This is a genomic window from Tabrizicola sp. M-4, assembly GCF_051132405.1.
Taxonomy (GTDB): Bacteria; Pseudomonadota; Alphaproteobacteria; order Rhodobacterales; family Rhodobacteraceae; genus Paragemmobacter.
Genome location: NZ_CP128606.1, coordinates 2,931,752 through 2,953,726, shown reverse-complemented (window position 1 = coordinate 2,953,726; position 21,975 = coordinate 2,931,752). Strand labels below are relative to the sequence as shown.

The 21,975-nt window shown below is 67.0% G+C and carries 24 protein-coding genes, 1 tRNA gene and 1 pseudogene; 18 read left to right on the top strand and 8 right to left on the bottom strand.

Annotation, left to right across the window (positions count from 1 at the left end):
- Positions 1 to 39: 39 nt before the first annotated feature.
- The 4 genes from TabM4_RS14460 to TabM4_RS14445 form a co-directional block, all read right to left on the bottom strand.
- Positions 40 to 987 (bottom strand): NADP-dependent oxidoreductase, encoded by a 948-nt coding sequence (locus tag TabM4_RS14460; protein ID WP_434613745.1) that lies wholly within the window; start codon positions 985 to 987, stop codon positions 40 to 42.
- Positions 988 to 1,055: 68 nt separating this feature from the next.
- Positions 1,056 to 1,766, bottom strand: coding sequence for a purine-nucleoside phosphorylase (gene deoD / locus TabM4_RS14455; RefSeq protein WP_434613743.1), 711 nt, complete (start codon positions 1,764 to 1,766; stop codon positions 1,056 to 1,058).
- A 192-nt stretch (positions 1,767 to 1,958) separates the two neighbouring features.
- Positions 1,959 to 2,318 (bottom strand): DUF1127 domain-containing protein, encoded by a 360-nt coding sequence (locus tag TabM4_RS14450; RefSeq protein WP_434613740.1) that lies wholly within the window; start codon positions 2,316 to 2,318, stop codon positions 1,959 to 1,961.
- A gap of 107 nt (positions 2,319 to 2,425) precedes the next feature.
- Positions 2,426 to 4,393 (bottom strand): methylmalonyl-CoA mutase family protein, encoded by a 1,968-nt coding sequence (locus tag TabM4_RS14445; RefSeq protein ID WP_434613738.1) that lies wholly within the window; start codon positions 4,391 to 4,393, stop codon positions 2,426 to 2,428.
- Between the two features lie 293 nt (positions 4,394 to 4,686).
- On the opposite strand from TabM4_RS14445, the gene TabM4_RS14440 reads away from it, so the two are divergent.
- The 12 genes from TabM4_RS14440 to TabM4_RS14385 all read left to right on the top strand — a co-directional run bounded on the left by TabM4_RS14440 (position 4,687) and on the right by TabM4_RS14385 (position 13,000).
- Positions 4,687 to 5,172 (top strand): DUF1993 family protein, encoded by a 486-nt coding sequence (locus tag TabM4_RS14440; RefSeq protein WP_434613735.1) that lies wholly within the window; start codon positions 4,687 to 4,689, stop codon positions 5,170 to 5,172.
- Between the two features lie 66 nt (positions 5,173 to 5,238).
- Positions 5,239 to 5,937: a GNAT family N-acetyltransferase gene (locus TabM4_RS14435; RefSeq protein WP_434613733.1), complete on the top strand. Its 699-nt coding sequence runs from the start codon at positions 5,239 to 5,241 to the stop codon at positions 5,935 to 5,937.
- Positions 5,938 to 6,216: 279 nt separating this feature from the next.
- On the top strand, positions 6,217 to 6,621 hold the full coding sequence (gene mce / locus TabM4_RS14430) for a methylmalonyl-CoA epimerase (protein WP_434613730.1): 405 nt from the start codon (positions 6,217 to 6,219) through the stop codon (positions 6,619 to 6,621).
- A gap of 4 nt (positions 6,622 to 6,625) precedes the next feature.
- A complete protein-coding gene (locus TabM4_RS14425; protein ID WP_434613727.1) occupies positions 6,626 to 6,895 on the top strand; it encodes a DUF1467 family protein in 270 nt (89 codons plus the stop codon).
- A 123-nt stretch (positions 6,896 to 7,018) separates the two neighbouring features.
- Positions 7,019 to 7,330, top strand: coding sequence for a hypothetical protein (locus TabM4_RS14420; RefSeq protein WP_434613724.1), 312 nt, complete (start codon positions 7,019 to 7,021; stop codon positions 7,328 to 7,330).
- Between the two features lie 40 nt (positions 7,331 to 7,370).
- Positions 7,371 to 8,720, top strand: a complete 1,350-nt coding sequence (locus TabM4_RS14415; RefSeq protein ID WP_434613721.1) for a 1-acyl-sn-glycerol-3-phosphate acyltransferase — start codon at positions 7,371 to 7,373, stop codon at positions 8,718 to 8,720.
- Between the two features lie 159 nt (positions 8,721 to 8,879).
- On the top strand, positions 8,880 to 10,172 hold the full coding sequence (ccrA, locus tag TabM4_RS14410) for a crotonyl-CoA carboxylase/reductase (RefSeq protein WP_434613718.1): 1,293 nt from the start codon (positions 8,880 to 8,882) through the stop codon (positions 10,170 to 10,172).
- A gap of 172 nt (positions 10,173 to 10,344) precedes the next feature.
- On the top strand, positions 10,345 to 10,524 hold the full coding sequence (locus tag TabM4_RS14405; protein WP_434613715.1) for a hypothetical protein: 180 nt from the start codon (positions 10,345 to 10,347) through the stop codon (positions 10,522 to 10,524).
- Between the two features lie 68 nt (positions 10,525 to 10,592).
- Entirely contained in the window at positions 10,593 to 12,113 is a 1,521-nt protein-coding gene (locus TabM4_RS14400) for an AAA family ATPase (protein WP_434613713.1), read from the top strand.
- Between the two features lie 52 nt (positions 12,114 to 12,165).
- On the top strand, positions 12,166 to 12,408 hold the full coding sequence (locus TabM4_RS14395; RefSeq protein ID WP_434613711.1) for a type II toxin-antitoxin system CcdA family antitoxin: 243 nt from the start codon (positions 12,166 to 12,168) through the stop codon (positions 12,406 to 12,408).
- A complete protein-coding gene (locus tag TabM4_RS14390; RefSeq protein WP_434613708.1) occupies positions 12,408 to 12,701 on the top strand; it encodes a CcdB family protein in 294 nt (97 codons plus the stop codon). The genes TabM4_RS14395 and TabM4_RS14390 overlap by 1 nt, the downstream gene beginning before the upstream one ends.
- Positions 12,702 to 12,763: 62 nt before the next feature.
- A complete protein-coding gene (locus TabM4_RS14385) occupies positions 12,764 to 13,000 on the top strand; it encodes an Lrp/AsnC ligand binding domain-containing protein (protein ID WP_434622087.1) in 237 nt (78 codons plus the stop codon).
- A 102-nt stretch (positions 13,001 to 13,102) separates the two neighbouring features.
- Here the strand turns inward: TabM4_RS14385 and TabM4_RS14380 are convergent, their stop codons facing one another.
- Both TabM4_RS14380 and TabM4_RS14375 read right to left on the bottom strand, forming a co-directional pair.
- Entirely contained in the window at positions 13,103 to 14,164 is a 1,062-nt protein-coding gene (locus TabM4_RS14380) for a quinone-dependent dihydroorotate dehydrogenase (protein WP_434613705.1), read from the bottom strand.
- Positions 14,161 to 14,499 carry a DUF952 domain-containing protein gene (locus TabM4_RS14375; RefSeq protein ID WP_434613702.1) on the bottom strand — a complete coding sequence of 113 codons (339 nt, stop codon included), beginning with the start codon at positions 14,497 to 14,499 and terminating at the stop codon, positions 14,161 to 14,163. The genes TabM4_RS14380 and TabM4_RS14375 overlap by 4 nt, the downstream gene beginning before the upstream one ends.
- 155 nt (positions 14,500 to 14,654) lie before the next feature.
- Between TabM4_RS14375 and TabM4_RS14370 the strand changes: the two genes are divergently transcribed.
- From TabM4_RS14370 to TabM4_RS14355, 4 genes are all read left to right on the top strand, one after another.
- Complete coding sequence (locus TabM4_RS14370) at positions 14,655 to 16,253, top strand: bifunctional metallophosphatase/5'-nucleotidase (protein WP_434613699.1); 1,599 nt, start codon at positions 14,655 to 14,657, stop codon at positions 16,251 to 16,253.
- Positions 16,254 to 16,326: 73 nt separating this feature from the next.
- The gene (locus TabM4_RS14365) at positions 16,327 to 16,956 is read left to right on the top strand and encodes an SOS response-associated peptidase (RefSeq protein ID WP_434613696.1); all 630 of its coding nucleotides are present in this window, start codon (positions 16,327 to 16,329) and stop codon (positions 16,954 to 16,956) included.
- Between the two features lie 974 nt (positions 16,957 to 17,930).
- Entirely contained in the window at positions 17,931 to 18,239 is a 309-nt protein-coding gene (locus TabM4_RS14360; RefSeq protein ID WP_434613693.1) for a hypothetical protein, read from the top strand.
- A gap of 56 nt (positions 18,240 to 18,295) precedes the next feature.
- Positions 18,296 to 18,369 (top strand) — tRNA-Gly (locus tag TabM4_RS14355).
- Positions 18,370 to 18,440: 71 nt separating this feature from the next.
- Here TabM4_RS14355 and TabM4_RS14350 read toward each other — a convergent pair.
- Complete coding sequence (locus tag TabM4_RS14350; protein WP_434613690.1) at positions 18,441 to 18,911, bottom strand: helix-turn-helix transcriptional regulator; 471 nt, start codon at positions 18,909 to 18,911, stop codon at positions 18,441 to 18,443.
- A 71-nt stretch (positions 18,912 to 18,982) separates the two neighbouring features.
- A pseudogene (locus TabM4_RS14345) lies at positions 18,983 to 19,399 on the bottom strand (cupin domain-containing protein); the annotation flags it as partial.
- 192 nt (positions 19,400 to 19,591) lie between these two features.
- Between TabM4_RS14345 and TabM4_RS14340 the strand changes: the two are divergent.
- Together TabM4_RS14340 and TabM4_RS14335 are read left to right on the top strand one after the other, a co-directional pair.
- Positions 19,592 to 20,359 carry an SDR family oxidoreductase gene (locus tag TabM4_RS14340; RefSeq protein WP_434613689.1) on the top strand — a complete coding sequence of 256 codons (768 nt, stop codon included), beginning with the start codon at positions 19,592 to 19,594 and terminating at the stop codon, positions 20,357 to 20,359.
- 61 nt (positions 20,360 to 20,420) lie between these two features.
- Positions 20,421 to 21,935 (top strand): flavin-containing monooxygenase, encoded by a 1,515-nt coding sequence (locus tag TabM4_RS14335; RefSeq protein ID WP_434613687.1) that lies wholly within the window; start codon positions 20,421 to 20,423, stop codon positions 21,933 to 21,935.
- Positions 21,936 to 21,975: the final 40 nt, after the last annotated feature.

The following is a 21,975-nucleotide window of genomic DNA, read 5'->3' as shown; positions in this document are numbered from 1 at the left end:
GTTGCGGCAGGGGGAGGGTCCCCCCGCCGCGCCGATGCGTCAGGGTTGGCCGGTATAGAGGACGATCTTGCCCGTGGTGCGGCCCGTTTCAGAGGCCTCGTGAGCGCGGGCGGCATGGTCGAGCCGGAATTCGCCGCCGATCAGGGGGCGTATCTGTCCGGCGTCCACCATGGAGGCGAGGTCGCGCAGGATGACGGCATTCGGGTCGATGAAGACGAAGCCCGCACGTTTGCCCTCGGCCTCGGCGCGTTCGGGTTTCGGGGGCTGGGTGATGGAGACGAGGAAGCCACCCGGTTTCAGCATGGCCCAGGACGCCTCTTGCGTGTCGCCGCCGATGGTATCGAAGACGATGTCGAGGTCGCGGGCGGCGGCGAAGGCGCTGGGGTCGCGGTAATCCACCACATCATCCGCGCCGAGGGAGCGGACGAGGGCGGATTTCGCGGGTGAGGCCGTGGCGGTGACATGGGCACCGCGCGCCTTGGCAAGCTGGATGGCGATGGAACCGACGCCGCCCGCGCCTGCGTGGATCAGGACGCGCTGGCCTGCGGTGAGGTTCGCGGTGGTGATGAGCGCCTCCCATGCGGTGATGGAGACGAGGGGGAGGGAGGCGGCCTCGACATGGCTGATGGTGGCGGGTTTGGGGGCGGCCTCGCTGGCGCGGATGGCCACATATTCGGCATAGGTGCCGTTCCTGCGGATATCGGGGCGGGAATAGACGGCATCGCCGGGTTTGAAGGTGGTGACGTTGGCCCCCACCTTTTCCACGATGCCCGAGACGTCCCAGCCGAGGGTGAGGGGCATCTCATAGGGCAGCATCTGGGCGAGATAGCCGCGCCGGATCTTCCAGTCGACGGGATTGACCGAGGCGGCGACCGTGCGGATCAGCAGGTCATCGGGGCCGATCACGGGGATGGGCGCATCCTCGACGCGGATCACGTCGGGGGTGCCATAGGCATGGATGCGGGCGGCTTTCATCTTGGCGGTCATCGGGTCGTCCTTTGCCCTTGGGTGGGACGCGGGACCTATGCCCTTTGGCGGCGGGGGGCCAGCCCCCCTCACGCAGGGGTGAAGGCGGCCTGAAGGGCGATTTCCACCATGTCGCCGAAGCTGCGTTCGCGCTGGTCGGCGGGGAGCGCCTCATGCGTCAGGATGTGGTCGGAGATGGTCAGGATCGCCAGTGCCCGCGCGCCGTGGCGGGCGGCGAGGGTGTAGAGTTCGGCGGCCTCCATTTCCACGCAGAGGCAGTTGTGGCGCTGGAGCTGGTCGGACAGGTCCTGCCTTTCGTCATAGAAGGTGTCGGAGGAGTAGATGCCGCCGACATGGGTGGGGATACCGCGCCCGGTGGCGGCGGCATGGGCGGCGGAGAGCAGGCCGAAATCGGCGACGGGCGCGAAGTTGAGTTCGCGGAAGATGGAGCGGGAGGGGGAGCCGAGGGTGGTGGTGGCCTGCGCCAGCACGATGTCGCGCACCTTGATGTGGTGTTGCAGCGCGCCTGCGGAGCCGATGCGGATGAGGGTCTTGGCCCCGTAGTCGCGGATCAGTTCGTTGGCGTAGATGGAGAGCGAGGGCATCCCCATGCCGGTGCCATGGATGGTGACGCGGTGGCCGTTCCATGTGCCGGTATAGCCCAGCATCCCGCGCACTTCGTTCACCAGAACAGCGTCCTTGAGGAAAGTCTGCGCGGCCCAGCGGGCGCGGTAGGGGTCGCCCGGAAGCAGGACGGTTTCGGCGATCTCGCCGGGTTTCGCGCCGATGTGGAAGGTCATGGGGGCCTCTTGCTGCGTTTGGCGCAAGGGTAGGCGATGGGGGAGGCGGGGGGAAGGGGGCCCCTCACCCCGGCCCTCTCCCCCGAGGGGAGAGGGAGGGGCGCGCTGCGCGGGGGCGTTTTTGGGATGCAAGCGTTGCGGGTGGGTATTTGGGCCAAGATGAAGGGGCGGGTCTGTTCCTTAACCGAGGGTTCAGGCGGCTGTCCGGGCGCGTTCTGTGTAGATCGGCGCGTTGGGGCAGAAGGTGGCGTCTTGCGGGCGGGCGATATCGCCTTTGCGCAGCATGAGCGAGCAGGCAGCGCGGTCGGTGCAATGGGCGCAGGTGCCGAGGAGTTCGAGGTAGTCGGCGTAGTTCGCCTTCAGATCCGCCTCGGGGATGCCGAAGATGGCGGCCATGCGGGCAACGCGGTCGGGGACGTCGGCGGGCATCGTGGCGAAGGCCATGACCTGCGCGCGGGTCATGCCGAGATCGTCAAGGTCGCGGTCGGTGAGGGCCTCGACGGCTTTCAGCTGGTGCCAGCGGTCGAGGAGGGCGCGGAGACGGGTGAGCATGGGGGTGATCCTGCAAGGTTGTGCTTGCAGGGAGGATGCAGGGCGGAGGCGCGGGGGGCCTTGATCTGGCGCAAACGGGCTGACGAGGGTTCGTCAGCCCGGAGGCGTCATTCGGCGGCGACGGATTGGCGGTCCACCAGACCGACGATGTCCATCATGATGCGGTTCAGTTCGAAATCCTTGGGCGTGTAGACGGCGGCCACGCCCATGGCGCGGAGGCGGGTGGCGTCTTCCTCGGGGATGATGCCGCCGACGACGACGGGAATGTCGCCAAGGCCTGCGGCGCGCATGCGGTCCATGGTTTCGGAGATCAGCGGGATGTGGCTGCCCGAGAGGATGGAGAGGCCGACGACATGGGCCTTCTGTTCGGCGGCGGCGGCGACGATTTCGGCGGGGGTCAGGCGGATTCCTTCGTAATGGATGTCCATGCCGCAGTCGCGGGCGCGGGCGGCGATCTGTTCGGCACCGTTGGAATGGCCGTCGAGGCCGGGTTTGCCGACGAGGAATTTCAGCGGTTTGCCGAGTTTGGTGCTGACCTGTGCGACGGCGTCGCGGATGGGTTCCAGGCCTTCGGTGCGGTTCGAGGGGTTGCGCGAGACGCCGGTGGGGGCGCGGTATTCGCCGAAGGCCGCGCGGACGACGGCGCCCCATTCGCCCGTGGTGGCGCCCGCCTTGGCTGCGGCGATGGAGGCGGGCATGACGTTCTGCCCCGTGGCGCAGGCTTGGCGGAGCGACTCCAGCGCAGCCTTGACCTTTGCCTCGTCGCGGGTGGTGCGCCACTGTTGCAGGCGTTCGATCTGGTCGCGTTCGGCATCGGCATCGGCGACCATGATCGCGCCGTCGCCTGCGGTGAGGGGGGAGGGCGCGGCCTCGGTCCAGCGGTTGACGCCGACGACGGTGGTTTCCTTGGTTTCGATCTTCGCAAGCCGTTCGGAGTTCGATTCGACCAGACGGCCCTTCATGTATTCGATCGCCGCCACCGCGCCGCCCATGGCGTCGATGGTGGCGAGTTCCTGACGCGCGCCGTCCTTGAGTTCGGCGACCTTGCGGTCCACGGCGGGGTTGCCGTCGAAGAGGTCGTCATATTCCAGAAGGTCGGTTTCATAGGCGAGGATCTGCTGCATGCGCAGCGACCATTGCTGGTCCCACGGGCGGGGGAGGCCGAGCGCCTCGTTCCATGCGGGCAGTTGCACGGCGCGGGCGCGGGCCTTCTTGGACAGCGTAACCGCAAGCATTTCAATGAGAATCCGGTAGACGTTGTTTTCCGGCTGCTGTTCCGTCAGGCCCAGCGAGTTGACCTGAACCCCATAGCGGAAGCGGCGGTATTTGGGGTCAGTCACGCCGTAGCGGGTTTCGCAGATCTCGTCCCAGAGGTCGACGAAGGCGCGCATCTTGCACATTTCGGTGACGAAACGGATGCCTGCGTTGACGAAGAAGCTGATGCGGCCGACCATGTTGGGGAAGTCTTCCGCCGGCACCTTGCCCTTCAGGTCGTCTAGCACGGCGCAGGCGGTGGCCAGCGCGAAGGCGAGTTCCTGTTCCGGCGTCGCGCCCGCCTCTTGCAGGTGGTAGGAGCAGACGTTCATCGGATTCCATTTCGGCAGGTGTTTCTGCGTATAGGCCGCGACGTCGGTGATCATGCGGAGCGAGGGTTTCGGCGGGCAGATATAGGTGCCGCGCGAGAGGTATTCCTTGATGATGTCGTTCTGCACCGTGCCTTGCAGGGCCGAGATGTCGGCGCCCTGCTCCTCGGCCACCGCTATATATAGGGCCAGAAGCCACGGGGCGGTGGCGTTGATCGTCATCGAGGTGTTCATCTGCTCGAGCGGGATCTGGTCGAACAGGGTGCGCATATCGCCAAGGTGGGCGACGGGGACGCCGACCTTGCCGACTTCGCCGCGCGAGAGTTCGTGGTCGCTGTCATAGCCCGTCTGGGTGGGCAGGTCGAAGGCGACGGAGAGGCCCGTCTGGCCCTTGGAAAGATTGGTGCGGTAGAGGGCGTTGGAGGCCCGCGCGGTGGAGTGGCCCGCATAGGTGCGGAAGAGCCAGGGTTGCTCTTTCGGCTTCTGGGTCATGGGGGCCTCCTGACTCGGTTCGGCAATAATATTTCGCAGTGACCTGAATAGAGGACAGAATCATTCAATGTCAATTCGCCGCGTTGCGGCATTCCGCGCTGCGGCAGGCGTGACGCGGGCCGTGCCGGAAACTGTGCCGTAAACCGTGCCGCAAACTGTCAGCACGCAGCGGGCGGTGGGGAAGGGGTTCGTGCATCCGGGTTGAGCGGGCGTTAACCGGGACTGCGTCGGGGGTGGACTCCACAAAGCAGGGTTTCCCTGTCACTGTGACCCGGCCTTGCCGAGGGGTTTCCATGCTGCCGCATCCGCCGCTTTACTCCGCCACGGTGCCGGTGTTCCGGCACTATCTGGACCGCGTGGCGCGGATGGTAGAGGTGGCGGGGGCGGAGGCGCTGGATCACCGGATCGCGGATGCCTTTCCGGCGCGGCAGCAATTCGCGACGGCGGCGGGGTTCGCGCTGCGGGTGGCCTGCCCGCTTGCAGGGCGGGAGGTGCCGGACCTGCCGGCCGCGCTGGGGCCGAGGCTGGCGGTGGCGCGGGCGGTGCTGGGGGCGATGAAACCGGCGGAGTTCGAGGGCGCGGAGGGGCGGGTGATCGTGCATCGCGCGGGCTTTGCCGATCTGGAGCAGGACGGGGCGACCTTCCTGCACCTTTACGGGATGCCGAATTTCCTGTTCCACGTGACCATGGGCTATGCCGCCTTGCGGGCGGCGGGGGTGGCGCTGGGCAAGGCCGATTTCGACGGGTTCCACGACTATCCCGCAGGCTTTGCCTTCTGATCCGGCGGCTTGCGGGCAGGGCGCGGGGCGGGCAAGGTGGCGGCCTTGGGTGACGGAGGCGGGAACATGGCGGGCGCGTTGGTCGAAGGGTGGAAACCGGCGGAATGGCCGGGGGATGCGCCCATGGAAGGGCGCTATGCGCGGCTGGAGAGGCTGGATGCCGACAGCCATGCCGCCGACCTTTTCGCGGCCTTTGCCGGACATGACGGGTTGTGGGATTACATGCCCTATGGCCCATTTCATTCCGCTGCCGCCTATCACCGCTGGGCCAAGGAGTCGGTCGCGGGGCGTGACCCGGTCTTCTGGGCGATCCACGAGGCGGGCGGGGCGCATCCTCTGGGCGTGGCCTCCTATCTGCGGATCACGCCGGATCATGGCAGCATCGAGGTGGGGCATATCTGCCTGTCGCCCGCCTTGCAGCAGTCGCGGGCGGCGACGGAGGCGATGTTTCTGATGATGGATTGGGCCTTTGCCCATGGCTATCGGCGGTATGAATGGAAGTGCAACGCGCTGAACCTGCCGTCGCGGCGGGCGGCGCAGCGGTTGGGATTTTCCTATGAGGGGATTTTCCGCCAGCACATGGTGATCAAGGGCGCGAACCGGGATTCGGCTTGGTTTTCCATCATCGACAGCGAATGGCCCGCCCTGCGTGAGGCCTATGCGGCTTGGCTGTCGCCCGCGAATTTCACCGCCGACGGGCGGCAGAAGGAGCGGCTTTCGGACCTGACGCGGTTGGTGCGGGCGGCATCGGACCCCGCGCTGTAGCCCTGCCTCAGTCGGGATAGAGGGTGACGAGGCGCAGGTTGACCGCATCGCGCAGCGCCGGGGGGACCGGGGGGGCGGAGGGCGGCATCTGGGGTGCGGCTTGGGTCATGGGGCGATCCTGCGGGGTGGCTGTGGCGAATCTTGGGCAAATCCCGTGCCGATCCTGCGGGCGGGACCGTTAAGCGCCGGTAAAGCCCCCTGCGACCGGAGCGCCCCTTGCGCGGGGCGCTGGGCGCACCCATAACGCAGGCGAGAGCTTGATGCGGGGAGAGTGACGGGATGATCGGACGGCTGAACCATGTGGCCATCGCTGTGCCGGACCTGACGGCGGCGGCGGAACAGTATCGTGGCACGCTGGGCGCAAAGGTCGGCGCGCCGCAGGACGAGCCGGATCACGGGGTGACGGTGGTCTTCATCGAATTGCCGAACACGAAGATCGAGTTGCTGTATCCGCTGGGCGAGAATTCCCCCATCGCGGGGTTTCTGGAAAAGAACCCGGCGGGGGGCATCCACCATATCTGCTATGAGGTGGAGGATATCCTTGCGGCGCGCGACCGGCTGAAGGCATCGGGCGCGCGGGTGCTGGGATCGGGCGAGCCGAAGATCGGCGCGCATGGCAAGCCCGTGCTGTTCCTGCATCCCAAGGATTTCAATGGCTGTCTGGTCGAACTGGAGCAGGTGTGAGGACATGAGCATCACCTCGGCCATCGTTCTTTATGCGGTCAGCTGGTTCATGGTGTTCTTCATCGTGCTGCCGATCCGTTTCGTGAGTCAGGGCGATACCGGCGTCGTGGTGCCGGGCACGCCCAAGGGGGCGCCCGCCACGCATATCGTGGCGCGCAAGGCCAAGATGACGACTTGGATCGCGGCCATCGTCTGGCTGGTGCTGGCGGGGATCATCACCTCGGGCATGATTTCGGTGCGCGATATCGACTGGCGCGGCGTGATGGCCGAGTGATCGGGGGCAGGTGACGGCCCCCCCCCTTAACAGGGGCGTTTGGCTGACCTATATTCACAGGGAAGGCCCTTGCCGGGTATCCGGCGTCAACAAGGGGGGCCGAGGGTCGAAGGACCAAGGACGATGCGCACCAGTTTCGCGCTTGCTGCCCTGACGATGGCGATGGCGGTGCCCGCCATGGCGCAGGAGCGTTCGGTTCAGATCGTGAACCAGTCGGGCTTTACCATCACGAACTTCTACGCCTCCACCCTTGGGGCGGCGGATTGGCAGGAGGATGTGCTGGCCGGTCAGGCGGTGGGATCGGGCCAGAGCGCCACGGTGAATTTCGCCGATACCGGGGAATGCACCTATTCCTTCCGCGCTGTCTTCGACGATGGCGACGAGGCCATTCAGGATATCGACGTCTGCGCGGTGACGTCGGTCACCTATAACTGATCCGTTTGCAGCGCGGGCCGTGGCCCGCTAGCCTCTGCCCATGACGGGGACGGTGGAACTGCCGATTTGGCTGGTCGTGCTGGTGCTGGCGCTTGCGGGGATCGCGGCGCTGGACCGTATCCTTGCGCCCAGCGTGCGGTGGTTCTTCCGGCGGCGGATGGAGCGTGCGGTGGCGCGGCTGAACGAGCGGCTGGAGCGGCCCATCGCGCCGTTCAAGCTGGCGCAGCGGCATGACATGATCCTGAGGCTGGCCTATGACCCGCAGGTGATGCAGGCGGTGGCGGAACATGCCGCCGAGACGGGCGTGCCGCCCACGGTGGCGATGCAGGAGGCGCGGGCCTATGCGGCCGAGATCGTGCCCGCCTTTTCCGCGACGATGTATTTCGGCTTTGCCGTGCAGGTGGCGCGGTGGTTGACGCGGGTCTTCTATCGGGTGCGGATCGGGCGGATCGACCCGGCGCTGGGGCAGGTGGACAACCGGGCGACGGTGGTTTTCGTCATGAACCACCGCAGCAACATGGATTACGTGCTGGTGACATGGCTGATCGCGGATCGGTCGGCGATTTCCTATGCGGTGGGGGAATGGGCGCGGGTCTGGCCGCTGTCGCGGCTGATCCGGGGGATGGGGGCCTATTTCATCCGGCGCGGGTCGCGCAACGCGCTCTATCGCCGGGTTCTGGCGCGCTATGTCCAGATGGCGGCGGCGGAGGGGGTGGCGCAGGCGATTTTCCCGGAGGGCGGGCTGTCGCTGGATGGGCGCGTGGGTGAAGCGAAGCTGGGGCTTCTGTCCTATTTCGTGAACGGGTTCGATCCGGAGGGGCGCGATATCCTGTTCGTGCCCGTGGGGCTGGGCTATGACCGGGTGCTGGAAGACCGGGTATTGACCGAGGCGGCGCGGACAGGGGTGCGGCGGTTCCGGCCGGGACCTGCGGGGGTGGTGGCCTTTGTCTTCCGGATGGGGTGGCGGTTGCTGCGGGGGAATTTCCCCGGTTTCGGCGCGACGGCGGCGGGGTTCGGGGCGCCCGTTTCGCTGCGGGCGTTTCTGGCGGGGCATGAGGGGGATGTGGCGCAGGCCTTGGGGGCGGAGTTGATGGGCCGGGTCGCGCGGGCGGTGCCGATCCTGCCGGTGCCTCTGGTGGCGGCGGCGCTGGAGGCGGGGGTGGTATCGCGCGAGGGGCTGGAGGTGGAGGTGCGTCGGCTGGCGGATGCGCTGTCGGCGAAGGATGCCGTGCTGCGGCTGCATCCGCAGGGGCTGGAGGCGACGGTGGAGGAGGCGCTGCTGCATCTGCGGCGGCGCGGGCTGGTGACGGAGGATCTGGCGCTGCGCGAGGAGAAGCGGGCGCTGATGGCCTTTTATGCAGCCCCGGTTCGGCAGCGGCTGGAGTTGTGAGCGCGGGGCGGGGGGGGCATATGTGCCCTGCTGCGGCGCGGCAGACATAAAATTACAAAAACCAACCCAACGCTATTGCAATGTTGCGCGGGCATCCTCTATCAGTGAGCCAAGGGCGCCGATTCTGCGGCGCGGCATCGGGTTCAGGGAGGCCGGAGGATGGCTTTGGATACGCAGCAGCATGTGGTCGCCTATGATGCGCCGAAGAAGGACCTCTATGAGGTGGGCGAGATGCCGCCCTTGGGCCATGTGCCCAAGCAGATGTATGCATGGGCGATCCGGCGCGAGCGGCATGGGCAACCCGACACCGCCATGCAGTTGGAGGTGGTCGACACGTGGAAGATCGACAGCCATGAGGTGCTTGTCCTCGTGATGGCCGCCGGGGTGAATTACAACGGCGTCTGGGCGTGCTTGGGCGAGCCGATCAGCGTCTTCGACGGCCACAAGCAGCCCTATGCGGTGCTGGGGTCGGATGCGGCGGGCATCGTCTGGGCGGTGGGCGACAAGGTCACGCGCTGGAAGGTCGGCGACGAGGTGGTGATCCACTGCAATCAGGATGACGGCGACGACGAGGAATGCAACGGCGGCGATCCGATGTTCTCTCCCACCCAGCGCATCTGGGGCTATGAGACGCATGACGGGTCTTTCGCGCAGTTCACGCGGGTGCAGGCGCAGCAGTTGATGCCGCGGCCCAAGCATCTGAGCTGGGAGGAGTCGGCCTGCTATACGCTGACGCTGGCCACCGCCTACCGGATGCTCTTCGGGCATGAGCCGCATGACCTGAAGCCCGGGCAGAACGTGCTGGTCTGGGGGGCGTCGGGGGGCCTTGGCGTCTATGCGATCCAGTTGATCAACACGGCGGGGGCGAATGCGATCGGTGTCATCTCGGACGAGAGCAAGCGCGATTTCGTGATGGGGTTGGGCGCGAAGGGCGTGATCAACCGCAACGAGTTCAAGTGCTGGGGGCAACTGCCCAAGGTGAACAGCCCGGAATACAATGACTGGCTGAAGGAGGCGCGGCGCTTCGGCAAGGCGATCTGGGACATCACCGGCAAGGGCGTGAACGTCGACATGGTGTTCGAGCATCCGGGCGAGGCGACCTTCCCGGTGTCTTCGCTGGTCTGCAAGAAGGGCGGGATGGTCGTGATCTGTGCCGGGACCACGGGTTTCAACTGCACCTTCGACGTGCGTTACATGTGGATGCACCAGAAGCGTTTGCAGGGCAGCCATTTCGCGCATCTGAAACAGGCGAGCGCGGCGAACAAGCTGATGATCGAGCGGCGGCTGGACCCCTGCATGTCGGAGGTCTTCCCTTGGGCCGAGATTCCGCAGGCGCATATGAAGATGCTGAAGAACCAGCATCGGCCCGGCAACATGGCGGTGCTGGTGCAGGCACCGCGGCCGGGGCTGCGGACATTCGAGGACACGCTGGAAGCCTCGCGCGGGATGTGAGGTTTCGGACGTTCGGGATGGGGGCGCGTCTGGCGGGGCCGGACGCGCCCCTTTCCTTTGGCGGGGCCCGTTGCCGGGATGGAAACGGCCTGTTTCCGGCGGCGTGGGTTCAGATGAGGGGGGGCGGTGCTATCCTGCGGCCAAGGGTTGGGCTGGTTTGGCAGGGGTCCGGATGGGGCATGACTGGGTGTTCGAAGTCTTGCAGGATCTGGTGGACTATGCCGACAGGAACGGCCTGCCGCGCCTGTCTCTGAAGGCGGCGGAGGCGCTCGCCGCGGCGCGCGAGGAGCTTGGCCCGCCCAAGCCGCAGGAGCCGCCGAAAGGGGGCCGGGGGAGCAATTCCTTGCATTGAGGCGCGGGGAGGCGGTGGGGGCAGATGGCCCCTCGCATCTTTCCGGCCCTGCGACTATGGTCGCGCGCATGACCCTTCCCGTGACCTTGTCAGACGATCAGGCGGAAGCCTTCGACCGCGTTTCGGCGGAGCTTTATGCCAATGGCATCGACCTGACGGCGGGGGAGATCACGCCGCGGGCAGAGGGGAAGGCCTCGGTTCTGGCGGTGGTGGGGAAGGCCGGATCGGGCAAGACGATGCTGCTGGCGGGGCTGACAAAGGCGATGCTGGCCGCTGGGGTGGAGGTCATCTCGGGCGATTACGAGGGGCGGCGGCGGAAGGATCGGCGGACGCTGGCCATCCTTGCCCCCACGAACAAGGCGGCGAGCGTGCTGCGCCTGCGGGGGGTGCCCGCGACGACGATCCACCGCATCCTTTACACCCCCGTCTATGATCCGGAATACGAGCGCATCGCGGAATGGCTGACGGGGCAGGGCGAGCGGCCCGTGGTGGAGGGGCTGACCGACCTTGCGCTGGACCGGGCATTTGCCTTTTTCCAGCAGGTGGCATCGGTTCCGGGGGCGCTGGCGGCGGCGGGGTTGAAAGGTTCCGACTTCATCAAGGGATGGAAGCGGCGGGAAGAGCCCTTGGATGTGGGGTTCATCGACGAGTCCTCGATGCTGGACGAGCGGGCGCTGGAGGATCTGCGCGAGATCTTCCCGACGCTGGTGCTGTTCGGTGATCCGGCGCAATTGGCCCCGGTGGGGCTGTCGGGGGAGATGGTTTTCGACCGGCTGTCCGCGTCGCGGCGGATGGTGCTGAACCGCATCCACCGGCAGGCGGAGGACAACCCGATCCTCGATCTGGCCCATGCGCTGGGCGATGAGGGGCTGACATTCGAGCGGTTCGAGCGGATGGTGGAGGATGCGGCGCGGGCCGATGGGCGCGTGGTGATGGCCGAGCGGGTGGATGCCGATCTGATGGCGCGTTCGCCCGTGCTGGTCTGGCGGAACGCGACGCGGATCCGGCTGATCCATGCCTTCCGGGGGGCCTTCGGCGCGCCGGAGGACGAATTGCTGCCGGGGGAGCCGCTGATCTGCGACGGGATCGAGTTGCCGCTGAAGCACAGGAAGAAGCGGATCGATCTGGAAGCGCGGGGGCTGATCAAGGGGGCGCAGGTGATCTATCTGGGCCCCGGATCGAAACCCGGTTTCGCCAAGCTGCATGTGGTGGGGGCGGAGGAGCCGCAGGTCAGCGCGGCCTCGATCATCAAGATCGAGAAGCCGGAGGAGGAGGAGCCCTTCATCCCTTCGGCGGCGACGATGGGGGCGGCCTTCCTGCACGGGGCGGCGGTGACGATCCACAAGGCGCAGGGCAGCCAGTGGGAGGATGTGCAGGTCTTCGCCCCCGACATCTGGGCGGCGGCGCAGGCGGGGCGGAGCGAGGCGGGGGTGCCGCTTTGGAAACGGCTGGCCTATGTGGCGATCACGCGGGCCTCGCAGCGGCTGCTGTGGGTGACGCGCTATCGTCTGGCGCGGCCGCAGGGGCCGCTGTCGGTGGCGGATCTGCGCAAGGGGCCTGCGGCGCTGGCCTTGAGCGGGGAGGAGTGAATTGTGATACACACTGATCATGTGTATGATCGGCGCGATCAGGAGGCGTGACATGCGGGCAGCCGTCGAGAAGGCAAGGACGAACGTGACGCTGAGTGTCGACACCTTGGCCGCGGCGCGGGAATTGGGGTTGAACGTCTCGGCCATCAGCGATGCCGCGCTGGCCAAGGCGGTGAGCGAGGCGCGGGCCGCGCGATGGGCGCTGGAGAACGCAGAGGCGATTGCCGAGCGGAAGGCGTGGATCGAGGCGAATGGGATGCCGCTTGCCGATGTGCAGGTGATGAAGATCGACTGATGGCGCAGTTCCACGTTTACCGGCTGGGTCCGGGGCGGTTGGTGGTCGATCTGCAGACGGATTTCATCGAGACGGGATCACGGGTCGTGGCGCCGCTGACGCCGGTGGGAACGGGGCCGAGGCCCTTGGGGCGGTTGGAACCCGTCGTGATGTTGGGCGGGATGGCCCATGTCATCCGGACGGGGGAGATGGCGGCGGTGCCGTCGGGCCTTTTGCGCGATGAGGTGGCGGATATGTCTGAGAGAGGGGACCTTATCAAGGCGGCGTTGGACATGGTGTTCTACGGGTTCTGACGGCGGTTCTTTTCCTTTCCTCCGGTCTTGGCTAGGCTGCGCGCGAGATCAGGAGGCCCATGATGCGCTGCGTTTTCGTCCAGTTCCGTTGCACGCCCGGCAAGACCTATGAGGTGGCCGATGCCATCTATGACCGCGAGGTGGTGAGCGAGCTTTATTCCACCAGCGGGGAATATGACCTGATCGCCAAGGTCTATATCCCGGAGGATCAGGATGTGGGGCATTACCTTTCGTCGCGGCTGTTCGACATTCCGGGGATCGTGCGGACGCTGACCACGATGACGTTCAAGGCGTTCTGAGCGGAGTCACGATTTTTCTGCGAAAAATCAGGGGGCTGCTCGCCCCCTCGGAGCTTACGCTCCTCACCCCTCGGGGTATTTGGGACCGAAACGAAGGGGCGGTCAGAGCCAGCGGTCGCGGCCGGTGCCGGTGGCGTCGGTGACGCGGGCGAAACCGTGCTGCGCGGCGAGGGCGTCGAGGCCGCGCGCGATGCGGGGGATGAGGGAGAGGCCGTCATAGACCATGGCGGTGTAGAGTTGCACGGCGCTGGCCCCGGCGCGGATCTTTTCCCAGGCCTGTTCGGGGGTGGCGATGCCGCCCACTCCGATAAGGGGGATGGTGCCTTCGGTCAGTTGTGACAGGCGGGCGAGGGTGCGGGTCGATTTCTCGAACAGCGGCGCGCCGGAGAGGCCGCCGGTTTCTTTGGCCTGCGGGCTGCGGAGGCCGTCGCGGGAGAGGGTCGTGTTGGTCGCGATGATGCCCGCGATGCCCGTTGCCCGCGCGACTTCGGCGATGTCGGCGAGGTCCTGCTCGGTGAGGTCGGGGGCAATCTTGAGGAAGACGGGGATCGGGCGGGCGAGTTGCGCGCGGGTGTCCATCACGCCCTGCAGCAGGGCGGAGAGGGCGGCGCGTCCTTGCAGGTCGCGGAGTTTTTCGGTGTTGGGCGAGGAGACGTTGACGGTGGCGAAATCGACATGCGGGCCGCAGGTCGCCAGCACGCGGGCGAAATCGGCGGCGCGGTCGGTGCTGTCCTTGTTCGCTCCGAGATTCAGGCCAACGGGGACTTGGGTGCGTTTGCGGGCGGCGAGGCGGGCTGCGATGGCCTCGGCCCCTTCGTTGTTGAAGCCGAAGCGGTTGATGGCGGCGCGGTCCTCAGACAGGCGGAAGAGGCGGGGTTTGGGGTTGCCGGGTTGCGGGCGGGGGGTGGCGGCGCCCACCTCGATGAAGCCGAAGCCCGCGCGGGAGAGGGGCGCGATGGCGGTTGCGTTTTTGTCATAGCCTGCGGCGAGGCCCACGGGGTTGGGCAGGGTGAGGCCTGTGAGGGTGGTTTGGAGCCGGGGCGAGGTGACGGGGCCGGGCAGAGGGGCGAGGCCGGATTGCAGCGCGCGGAGAGAGAGGCCATGCGCCACCTCGGGATCGAGGCGGTGGAGGAGGGCGAGGGCGGCGCGTTCGACGACGCTCACCACAGGCCTTCGGGGAAGATGTGGCCGGTCGCGCCGAGGGGGAGGGATTTGTCCCAGACGACATCGGACATGGTGAGCGCGCGGTAGAGATGCGGGAAGAGCGCACCGCCACGCGAGGGTTCCCATTTCAGCGCGGGGCCGAGGGTTTCGGCGTTGAAGGCGACGAGGACAAGGTCGCTTTCGGTGGCGAACCATTTGGCGGCCGTTTCGGCGACCTGCGCTGCGGTGGAGAAATGGATGAAGCCGTCGGCAAGGTCGACGGGCGCGCCAGAGGTGTGGCCCGCGGCGCGGAAGGCATCCCATTCGGGGCGGCGGAAGATCTTGTAGATCAGCATGGGCGGTTCATGCACCGTGCTTGCCTGCCGGTCAATGGCTTGCGGGATGGGCACGGTGTTGCGCGGGGCGCGGACTTTCCCCTAGGTCAACTTTGACAGGTGGCCCCCGAGGCGGGCAGGATCGGGGCATTCAACCAGCAGAGGAGCGATTTGCGATGAGGGGCGTTTTCCTTTCCAGCGCGGCGGTATTGGTCTTGGGCGCGGGGCAGGCTGCGGCGGAATATCGGCTGCATGTGCTGCATGTGAACGATTTCCACAGTCGGGTGGAGGCGATCAACGGGTCTGATTCGACCTGCTCTGCCGAACAGGCGGCGGCGAATGAATGCTTTGGCGGGGCGGCACGGCTGGCCACCAAGATCCGCGAGTTGCGCGACAGCCTGCGGGCGGCGGGCGAGAATGTGATCGTGCTGGATGCGGGCGACCAGTTCCAGGGCAGCCTGATGTACACGACATACAAGGGGGCCGTAGAGGCCGAGATGATGGCGGCCATCGGCTTTGACGCGATGGCCGTAGGCAACCATGAATTCGACGACGGTCCCGAGGGATTCTCGGCCTTTCTGGAGAAGGTGAGCTTTCCGGTGATCTCGGGCAATATCGATGTGAGCCAGTCGAATGTTCTGGCGGGGCGGGTGCAGAACCATGCCGTTCTGGAAGTGGGAGGGGAGCGGATCGGCCTCATCTCGGCGCTTGCCATGGATACGCCCGAAACGTCGAGCCCCGGGGAAAGCGTGATATTCCAAGGGGATATCGACAGTCTGGCGGCGGATGTCGCGGCGCTGGAGGCGGAGGGGGTGACGAAGATCATCGCGCTGACGCATCTGGGGTTGCCGCGCGATCTGGAGGTGGCGGCGGCGGTGCCGGGGATCGACGCCGTGGTGGGTGGGCATTCGCATACCTATCTGTCGGCCACGGACCCCGAACGGCATGGCCCCTATCCGACATGGGTGACGCGGGGCGAAGGCGATCTGGTGCCGGTGGTGCAGGCCTATGCCTATGGCAAGTATCTGGGGCATCTGGAACTGACCTTCGATGATGCGGGCAAGCTGGTCTATGCCGGGGGCAACACGATCGTGCTGGACGGATTGGTGACGCCCGATCCCGAGATCGAGGCGCGGGTGAAGGAACTGGCCGGGCCGATTGAAGAGTTGAAGGGGCGGGTCGTGGCGGAAACGGCGGCCGCCATCGACGGGGCGCGCGAGACCTGCCGCGCGCAGGAATGCGCGATGGGCAATCTGGTGGCCGAGGCGATGCTGGATCGTGTTGCGGATCAAGGGGTTACGATTGCCATCGCCAATGGCGGCGGCCTGCGGGCCAGCATCGATGCGGGCCCCGTGACGATGGGCGAGGTGCTGACGGTGCTGCCCTTCCAGAACACGTTGTCGACCTTCGAGGTGACGGGCGAGGTGATCGTCGCCGCGCTGGAGAATGGCGTGAGCCAGGTCGAGGAAGGGGCGGGGCGGTTCCCGCAGGTGGCGGGGCTGAAATACAGCTTCGATCCGGCGGCCCCGGCGGGATCGCGCGTGTCGGAGGTGATGGTGAAGGCGGGCGAGGATTGGGCGCCCATTGATCCGGCGACCGTCTACAAGGCGGTGACGAACAACTATGTGCGGAGCGGGGGCGATGGCTATGCGATGTTCCGCAGCGCGGCCAATGCCTATGATTTCGGCCCCGATCTGGCCGATGTGACGGCGGAGTATCTGGCGAAGATGCAGCCTTATCAGCCCTTTACGGATGGGCGTATCACGCGGAAGTAAGGTCCTTGCGGCCTGGGGCCGCCCCTTTCGGGGGCGGTCTTTCCTTTGCGCCTGCACGGCGTAGGATGGGAGGATGTGCGGGCGTTTCACCATCACCCATCCCGATGAGGCCATCGCGCGGCTGTTCGATGCCGTGATCGGCAATGACCTGCCGCCGGTGCCGCGGTTCAATGTCTGTCCGACGACGCAGGTGGCGGTGGTCACTTCGGACGGGGGCGCGCGGCGGTTGCGCGCGATGCGCTGGGGGTTCATCCCGAGCTGGTACAAGGCGCCGAATGATGGGCCGTTGATCATCAATGCGCGGTCGGACACGGTGGCGGTGAAGCCCGCCTTCCGCGAGGCGGTGCGCAGCCGCCGCTGCATCGTGCCCGCCACCGGTTTCTATGAATGGGAGACCGTGGAGGGGCGCAAATTGCCGTGGTATTTCAGCAGGGTGGATGGCGAGCCCATGGCATTCGCCGGGATCTGGCAGCGCTGGGGGGAGATGGACACGGTGGCGATCGTGTCCACCGAGGCGGGGCCGGGGATGGCGGGGCTGCATCACCGCGAGGCGGTGGTTCTGGAGCGGGGGGACTGGCCGCTTTGGCTGGGCGAGGCGGGGCATGGGGCGGCGGTGTTGATGAAACCCTCTGCCGAAGGGGTGCTGCGCTGTCATCGGGTGGATGTGCGGGTGAATTCCAACCGGGCCGAGGGCCGGAGCTGATTGAACCCCTAAGCGTCTGAGAACGCTGTCTTTACCTTGTGGAATTCGGGAAATCGTTGGGGCCGCAGGCTGTGCGGGGACCTGTGCCGCAAAGCGTGCATACGCGCGGTGGTGGAACGCGGCGTTAAGGTTAATGTGGTGTGAGGCAGTGCGGGGTGCGGTTTGGGGGTGCGGTTCAGGGTGTGGGGTGAGGGTGCGTTGAGGTTGGCGGGGGAGAGGCGAGGGGCGGGGATGGCGGCGGTGTGGGGGTAGGCTCGGGGTTTGGGGTGAGGTTGCGTTAAGGTTAACGGGGGTGAGCCGAGGGGCGGGGATGGCGGCGGTGTGGGGTTAGGTTCAGGATGTGGGGCAAGGGTGCATTAAGGTTAACGGGGGTGGGCTGAAGGGCGGGGAGGGGTGGGGCAGGTTCGGGTTAGGGTCAGGGTGCGGGGTGAGGGTGCGACGGGAGGCAGGCAGGGGCGGGGATGGGGTGCGGTTCAGGGCGCTCGGGGCAAGGGTGCGTTGAGGTTGACGGGAGTGGGCTGACGGGCGGGGAGGGGTGGGGCAGGTTCGGGTTACGGTCAGGGTGCGGGATGAAGGTGCGACGGGAGGAAGGCGGGGATGGGGTGCGGTTCAGGGCGCTCGGGGCAATGGTGCATTAAGGTTAACGGGAGGGGGCTGAAGGGAGGAGAGGGGTGGGGCAGTTCCTGGTTAGGGTCAGGGTGCGGGGTGCGGGTGCGACGGGAGGAAGGCGGGGGCGGGGATGGGGTCCGGTTCAGGGCGCTCGGGGCAAGGGTGCATTAAGGTTAACGGGAGGGGGCTGAAGGGCGGGGAGGGGTGAGGCAGGTTCGGGTTACGGTCAGGGTGCGGGATGAAGGTGCGACGGGAGGCAGGCGGGGGGCGGGGATGGGGTGCGGTTCAGGGCGCGCAGGGCAAGGGTGCGTTGAGGTTGACGGGGGTGAGGCGAGGGGAGGGGCTCGAGCCGGAGGGTGACGGTGGTGCCGGGGACCTTTCCGGGGCGCTGGCCCCATTTTCAGTTCGAGGGTTCTGCCGAAGCGGTGGCGGTATGCGGGGCGGTGGCGATCCTGACCTCGCAAGCCGTGCTGGCGGAGGAGGTTTGCCGCGCGGCCTATGCGGCGGAGGGCATCTATCGGGACAGCGTGCCAGCGCTGGATCGGCTGACGCTGGCCGGGGACATGATCATTCGCAACGGGACGGCGGCGGAGAAGGCGGTGCAGATGTTGCGGGTGGCGGTGGATGCGCGGGCGGGCTTCCTCGCCACGGGCGAGGTGGGGCTTATGCTGTGAGGCGGGGTGATGGGTTGCATCGTCCGGGCGGTATCGGTATGAGGATCGGGCGCGACGCGGGTATGGTGTAGTGGTAGCGCCTCAGCCTTCCAAGCTGATGGGGCGGGTTCGATTCCCGCTACCCGCTCCAAGTTCTCCCTAGATTTGATCGGCAGGCCGCCCTGGTTCCGGGCCCTGCGATGCCTTTGCAGCCGAGGCGGGTCAGCCGCCGCGCAGCGCGTCGCGGGGCGAGAGGCCGTAGCGGGCGCGATACATTTCCGAGAAGCGGCCAAAATGGGTGAAGCCCCAGCGCAGGGCGATATCGGTGACGCGGGTGCCGGGCGCGGCGGACAGCAGGTCGGCATGGGCGCGGGCAAGGCGGGCCTCGCGCCAGAAGCCCAAGGGCGTGGTGCCGCGGAAGTCGCGGAAGGCCAGTTGCAGCCCGCGGGGCGAGATTCCTGCGGCCTGCGCCACCTCTTCCAGCGTGATGGGCTGGTCGAGATGCGCCTCGATATAGCTTTCGGCAAGGCGCAGGTGGCGGGGGCGGGGCGCGGCCCGCTGGCGCGCGATCTGGGCGGCGTGGTCGTGGCGGGCCTCGAGCAGGCCCGCGAGGACGGTGCTTTCGATCTGGCGGGCCATGAGGCCGGGGCCGATGGGCGGGCTGCCCGCATCCGCCTCGGCCACCAGCCACATGACGAGGCGGCGCAGCGCCGCGCCGGGCCGGAGGTGAGGTCGAGCGGGCCGTCGAAGGTGAGCGGGCGGTCGGAGGGGCCGCCGATGACGCAGGCGAGATGGTCTTGCAGGGCGCGGCGCGAGATCTGCACCAGAACCTGACGCGTGCCTTCCTCCCATGTCATGCGGGTGGGCAGGTGCGGGTTCAGGATGGCGGCCGTGGCGGGGGTGGAGAGGTAGCTTTCGCGGCCATTGGTGATTTCGGCCCCGCCTTCGAGCGGGATCTGCAGCAGGTAGAAGGCGCCGAGTTCCCCCGGAGCGATCAGGGTGCGCGCACCGTATTCGATGTAGTTGAGCGAGAGGCGCTGGCCGGGGAGGTGGTGGTGGCAGGCGTCGAAGAGGCTGCGCGCGCCCAGCGTTTCCAGACGGTGGGGGCAGAAGATGGCGGCGACGCGGTCCCGCGCCTCGTCGAGGTCGCGGGAGCGGAAAAGCGCGTGGTCCTTCAGCATCGCCATGGGCATCGGGCCGTGTCCGCCAGTGAATGGGCCATTGGAGCAACAGCCTAGCACGGCCTGCGGCAATCCGACCCGGGGGATACACGTTTTTTTCGTTTTCCGGATAAAGCGCGCGCCACGCGGATAGCGGGTTCCGGGGCATCGGTCACAATTCCTTCAAATTCAAAGAAATGCGGGGAGATTGGGATGCGTGGACTTTCCGGCAAGGTGGCCATCATTCCGGGTGGCTGCACCAAGATCGGGCGCGCGGTGGTCGATGCCTTCGTCGCGGCGGGGGCGCGGGTGATGGTGGCCGACATCGCGCCGGGCGAGGGATTCGGCGAGGGCGTGGCCTACCAGCCCTGCGATCTGCGCGATGACGGGCAGATCAAGGCGCTGGTGGCGGCGACGGTGGAGCGGTTCGGGCGGATCGACTTTCTGGTGAACGTGGCCTGTTCCTATCTGGACAATGGCGCGGCCTCGACGCGGGCGGAATGGCTGGAAAGTCTCGATGTGAACATCGTGGGGTCGGTCATGCTGATGCAGGCGGCGGAGGCGGAACTGGCGCGGAACCGGGGGGCGATCGTGAATTTCGGGTCGATCTCGTCGCGGGTGGCGCAGACGGGGCGCTGGCTCTACCCGGTGTCGAAGGCGGCGATCCTGCAACTGACGCGCAATCAGGCGATGGATCTGGCGCCCAAGGGGATACGGGTGAATGCGGTCAGCCCCGGCTGGACGTGGTCGAACATCATGGACCAGTTGACGGGCGGGAACCGGGAAAAGACCGATGCGGTGGCCGCGCCCTTCCATCTGCTGGGCCGGGTGGCCGATCCGGAGGAAGTGGCATCGGCGGTGCTGTTCCTGTGTTCGGACGAGGCGGGTTTCATCACCGGGACGGATATCCGCGTCGATGGCGGTTACACCGCGATGGGGCCGGAACGGGCGGAGCCTGCGATACCGCTGCTGATGTCGTGACCAAATCGGGGCGACGGCGGCACGCAAGAGGCCCCGCGCCCGCAACCAACGGGGAAAATCCATGAAGATCGCCATCATCGGGGCCGGTTTCGCCGGCCTGACCTCTGCGCGGCATCTGCGCGATTTCGGCCATGACGTCACCGTGTTCGAGAAGGTGCATGACGTGGGGGGCGTGTGGTCCACCACGCGGCTTTATCCGGGCGTGTCCACGCAGAACGGCAAGGACACCTATCACCTGTCGGATTTCCCGATGCCGAAGGACTATCCAGAATGGCCCTCGGGGCAGCAGGTGCAGGCCTATCTGAACGCCTATGCCGACCATTTCGGGTTGAAGCCGCTGATCCGGCTGTCCACCCCGGTGACGGCGGCGGTGCAGGGGGCGGACGGGCGCTGGACCGTGACCTTCCGGCCCGAGGGCGGCGCCGCGCAGAGCGAGGCGTTCGATTTCCTGACGGTGTGCAACGGGATCTTCTCCTCTCCGGCCGTGCCGGATTTCGCTGGGGCGGAGGAGTTCCGGGCGGTGGGGGGGCGGATCTGCCATTCGTCGGAATTCGTGAACCTCGACGAGGCGCGGGGGAAGCATGTCGTGGTCATCGGCTATGGCAAATCCTCCTGCGATGTGGCGGTGGGGCTTGAGGGGGCGGCGGCGTCGGTCACGGTGGTGGCGCGCGAGCTAATCTGGAAGATGCCCAAGAAGCTGGCGGGGGTGTTGAACTACAAATACCTTTTCCTGACGCGGATGGGCGAGGGCCTGTTTCCCTATATCCATCTGAAAGGGGTGGAGAAATTCCTGCATGGCGCGGGGCGTCCGGTGCGGAATTCGATGCTGGGCACGGTGCAGGGGGTGATCACGCGGCAGTTGCGGCTGAAGAAGCTGGGCGCGCTGCCGCGCGGGTCGTTCGAGCGGATCGCGCGGTCGACGGTCAGCCTCGTGACGGACGGGTTCTTCGATCTGGTGGAGAAGGGGCGGATCGCGCTGAAGCGGGACAATGCGGTGGCGCAACTGCTGGTCGAAGGGGGGCGGCGGTTCGCGCTGCTGAAATCGGGGGAGAAGATCCCGGCGGATATCGTGATCTGCGGCACGGGCTGGCGGCAGGAGGTGCCGTTCCTTGACCCGGCGATGCAGGAGCGGATCATGGATGAGCGGGGGAATTTCCTGCTCTATCGCTGCATCCTGCCGGTGGGGGTGCGCAATCTGGCCTTCAACGGATACAACTCGTCCTTCTTTTCGCCGCTGTCGGCGGAGATGGGGGCGCTGTGGATCGCGGCGCTGCTGGCGGGCGGGTTGCGCCTGCCTGCCGAGGCGGAGCAGCGGGCGGTGACGGAGAAGCGGCTGCGCTGGATGGAGGCGCGGACCGAGGGCAAGCATGCGAGGGGGACGAACATCATCCCGTTCTCGATGCACCAGATCGACGAATTGCTGGAGGATATGGGTCTGGGGATCGGGCCCCTGCAGCGGTTCATGGAATGGCAGATGCCGGTGAAGCCGGGGTCCTATGCGCGGGTCGCGCGCGAATTGCACGCACGGCTGGACGGCGCGCCGGGGCGGGTTCAGCCAAGGGCGGTGCCTGCGTGAGGGGGGTGCCTCTCCCTCCCCCTTGCGGGGGGAGGGTCGG

Excerpts from the sequence above, each read along its gene's own strand:
- TabM4_RS14460 (WP_434613745.1), bottom strand. The coding sequence starts at position 987 with ATGACCGCCAAGATGAAAGCCGCCCGCATCCATGCCTATGGCACCCCC.
- deoD (WP_434613743.1), bottom strand. The coding sequence starts at position 1,766 with ATGACCTTCCACATCGGCGCGAAACCCGGCGAGATCGCCGAAACCGTC.
- TabM4_RS14450 (WP_434613740.1), bottom strand. The coding sequence starts at position 2,318 with ATGCTCACCCGTCTCCGCGCCCTCCTCGACCGCTGGCACCAGCTGAAA.
- TabM4_RS14445 (WP_434613738.1), bottom strand. The coding sequence starts at position 4,393 with ATGACCCAGAAGCCGAAAGAGCAACCCTGGCTCTTCCGCACCTATGCG.
- TabM4_RS14440 (WP_434613735.1), top strand. The coding sequence starts at position 4,687 with ATGCTGCCGCATCCGCCGCTTTACTCCGCCACGGTGCCGGTGTTCCGG.
- TabM4_RS14435 (WP_434613733.1), top strand. The coding sequence starts at position 5,239 with ATGGCGGGCGCGTTGGTCGAAGGGTGGAAACCGGCGGAATGGCCGGGG.
- mce (WP_434613730.1), top strand. The coding sequence starts at position 6,217 with ATGATCGGACGGCTGAACCATGTGGCCATCGCTGTGCCGGACCTGACG.
- TabM4_RS14425 (WP_434613727.1), top strand. The coding sequence starts at position 6,626 with ATGAGCATCACCTCGGCCATCGTTCTTTATGCGGTCAGCTGGTTCATG.
- TabM4_RS14420 (WP_434613724.1), top strand. The coding sequence starts at position 7,019 with ATGCGCACCAGTTTCGCGCTTGCTGCCCTGACGATGGCGATGGCGGTG.
- TabM4_RS14415 (WP_434613721.1), top strand. The coding sequence starts at position 7,371 with ATGACGGGGACGGTGGAACTGCCGATTTGGCTGGTCGTGCTGGTGCTG.
- ccrA (WP_434613718.1), top strand. The coding sequence starts at position 8,880 with ATGGCTTTGGATACGCAGCAGCATGTGGTCGCCTATGATGCGCCGAAG.
- TabM4_RS14405 (WP_434613715.1), top strand. The coding sequence starts at position 10,345 with ATGGGGCATGACTGGGTGTTCGAAGTCTTGCAGGATCTGGTGGACTAT.
- TabM4_RS14400 (WP_434613713.1), top strand. The coding sequence starts at position 10,593 with ATGACCCTTCCCGTGACCTTGTCAGACGATCAGGCGGAAGCCTTCGAC.
- TabM4_RS14395 (WP_434613711.1), top strand. The coding sequence starts at position 12,166 with ATGCGGGCAGCCGTCGAGAAGGCAAGGACGAACGTGACGCTGAGTGTC.
- TabM4_RS14390 (WP_434613708.1), top strand. The coding sequence starts at position 12,408 with ATGGCGCAGTTCCACGTTTACCGGCTGGGTCCGGGGCGGTTGGTGGTC.
- TabM4_RS14385 (WP_434622087.1), top strand. The coding sequence starts at position 12,764 with ATGCGCTGCGTTTTCGTCCAGTTCCGTTGCACGCCCGGCAAGACCTAT.
- TabM4_RS14375 (WP_434613702.1), bottom strand. The coding sequence starts at position 14,499 with ATGCTGATCTACAAGATCTTCCGCCGCCCCGAATGGGATGCCTTCCGC.
- TabM4_RS14370 (WP_434613699.1), top strand. The coding sequence starts at position 14,655 with ATGAGGGGCGTTTTCCTTTCCAGCGCGGCGGTATTGGTCTTGGGCGCG.
- TabM4_RS14365 (WP_434613696.1), top strand. The coding sequence starts at position 16,327 with ATGTGCGGGCGTTTCACCATCACCCATCCCGATGAGGCCATCGCGCGG.
- TabM4_RS14350 (WP_434613690.1), bottom strand. The coding sequence starts at position 18,911 with ATGTGGCTGGTGGCCGAGGCGGATGCGGGCAGCCCGCCCATCGGCCCC.
- TabM4_RS14340 (WP_434613689.1), top strand. The coding sequence starts at position 19,592 with ATGCGTGGACTTTCCGGCAAGGTGGCCATCATTCCGGGTGGCTGCACC.
- TabM4_RS14335 (WP_434613687.1), top strand. The coding sequence starts at position 20,421 with ATGAAGATCGCCATCATCGGGGCCGGTTTCGCCGGCCTGACCTCTGCG.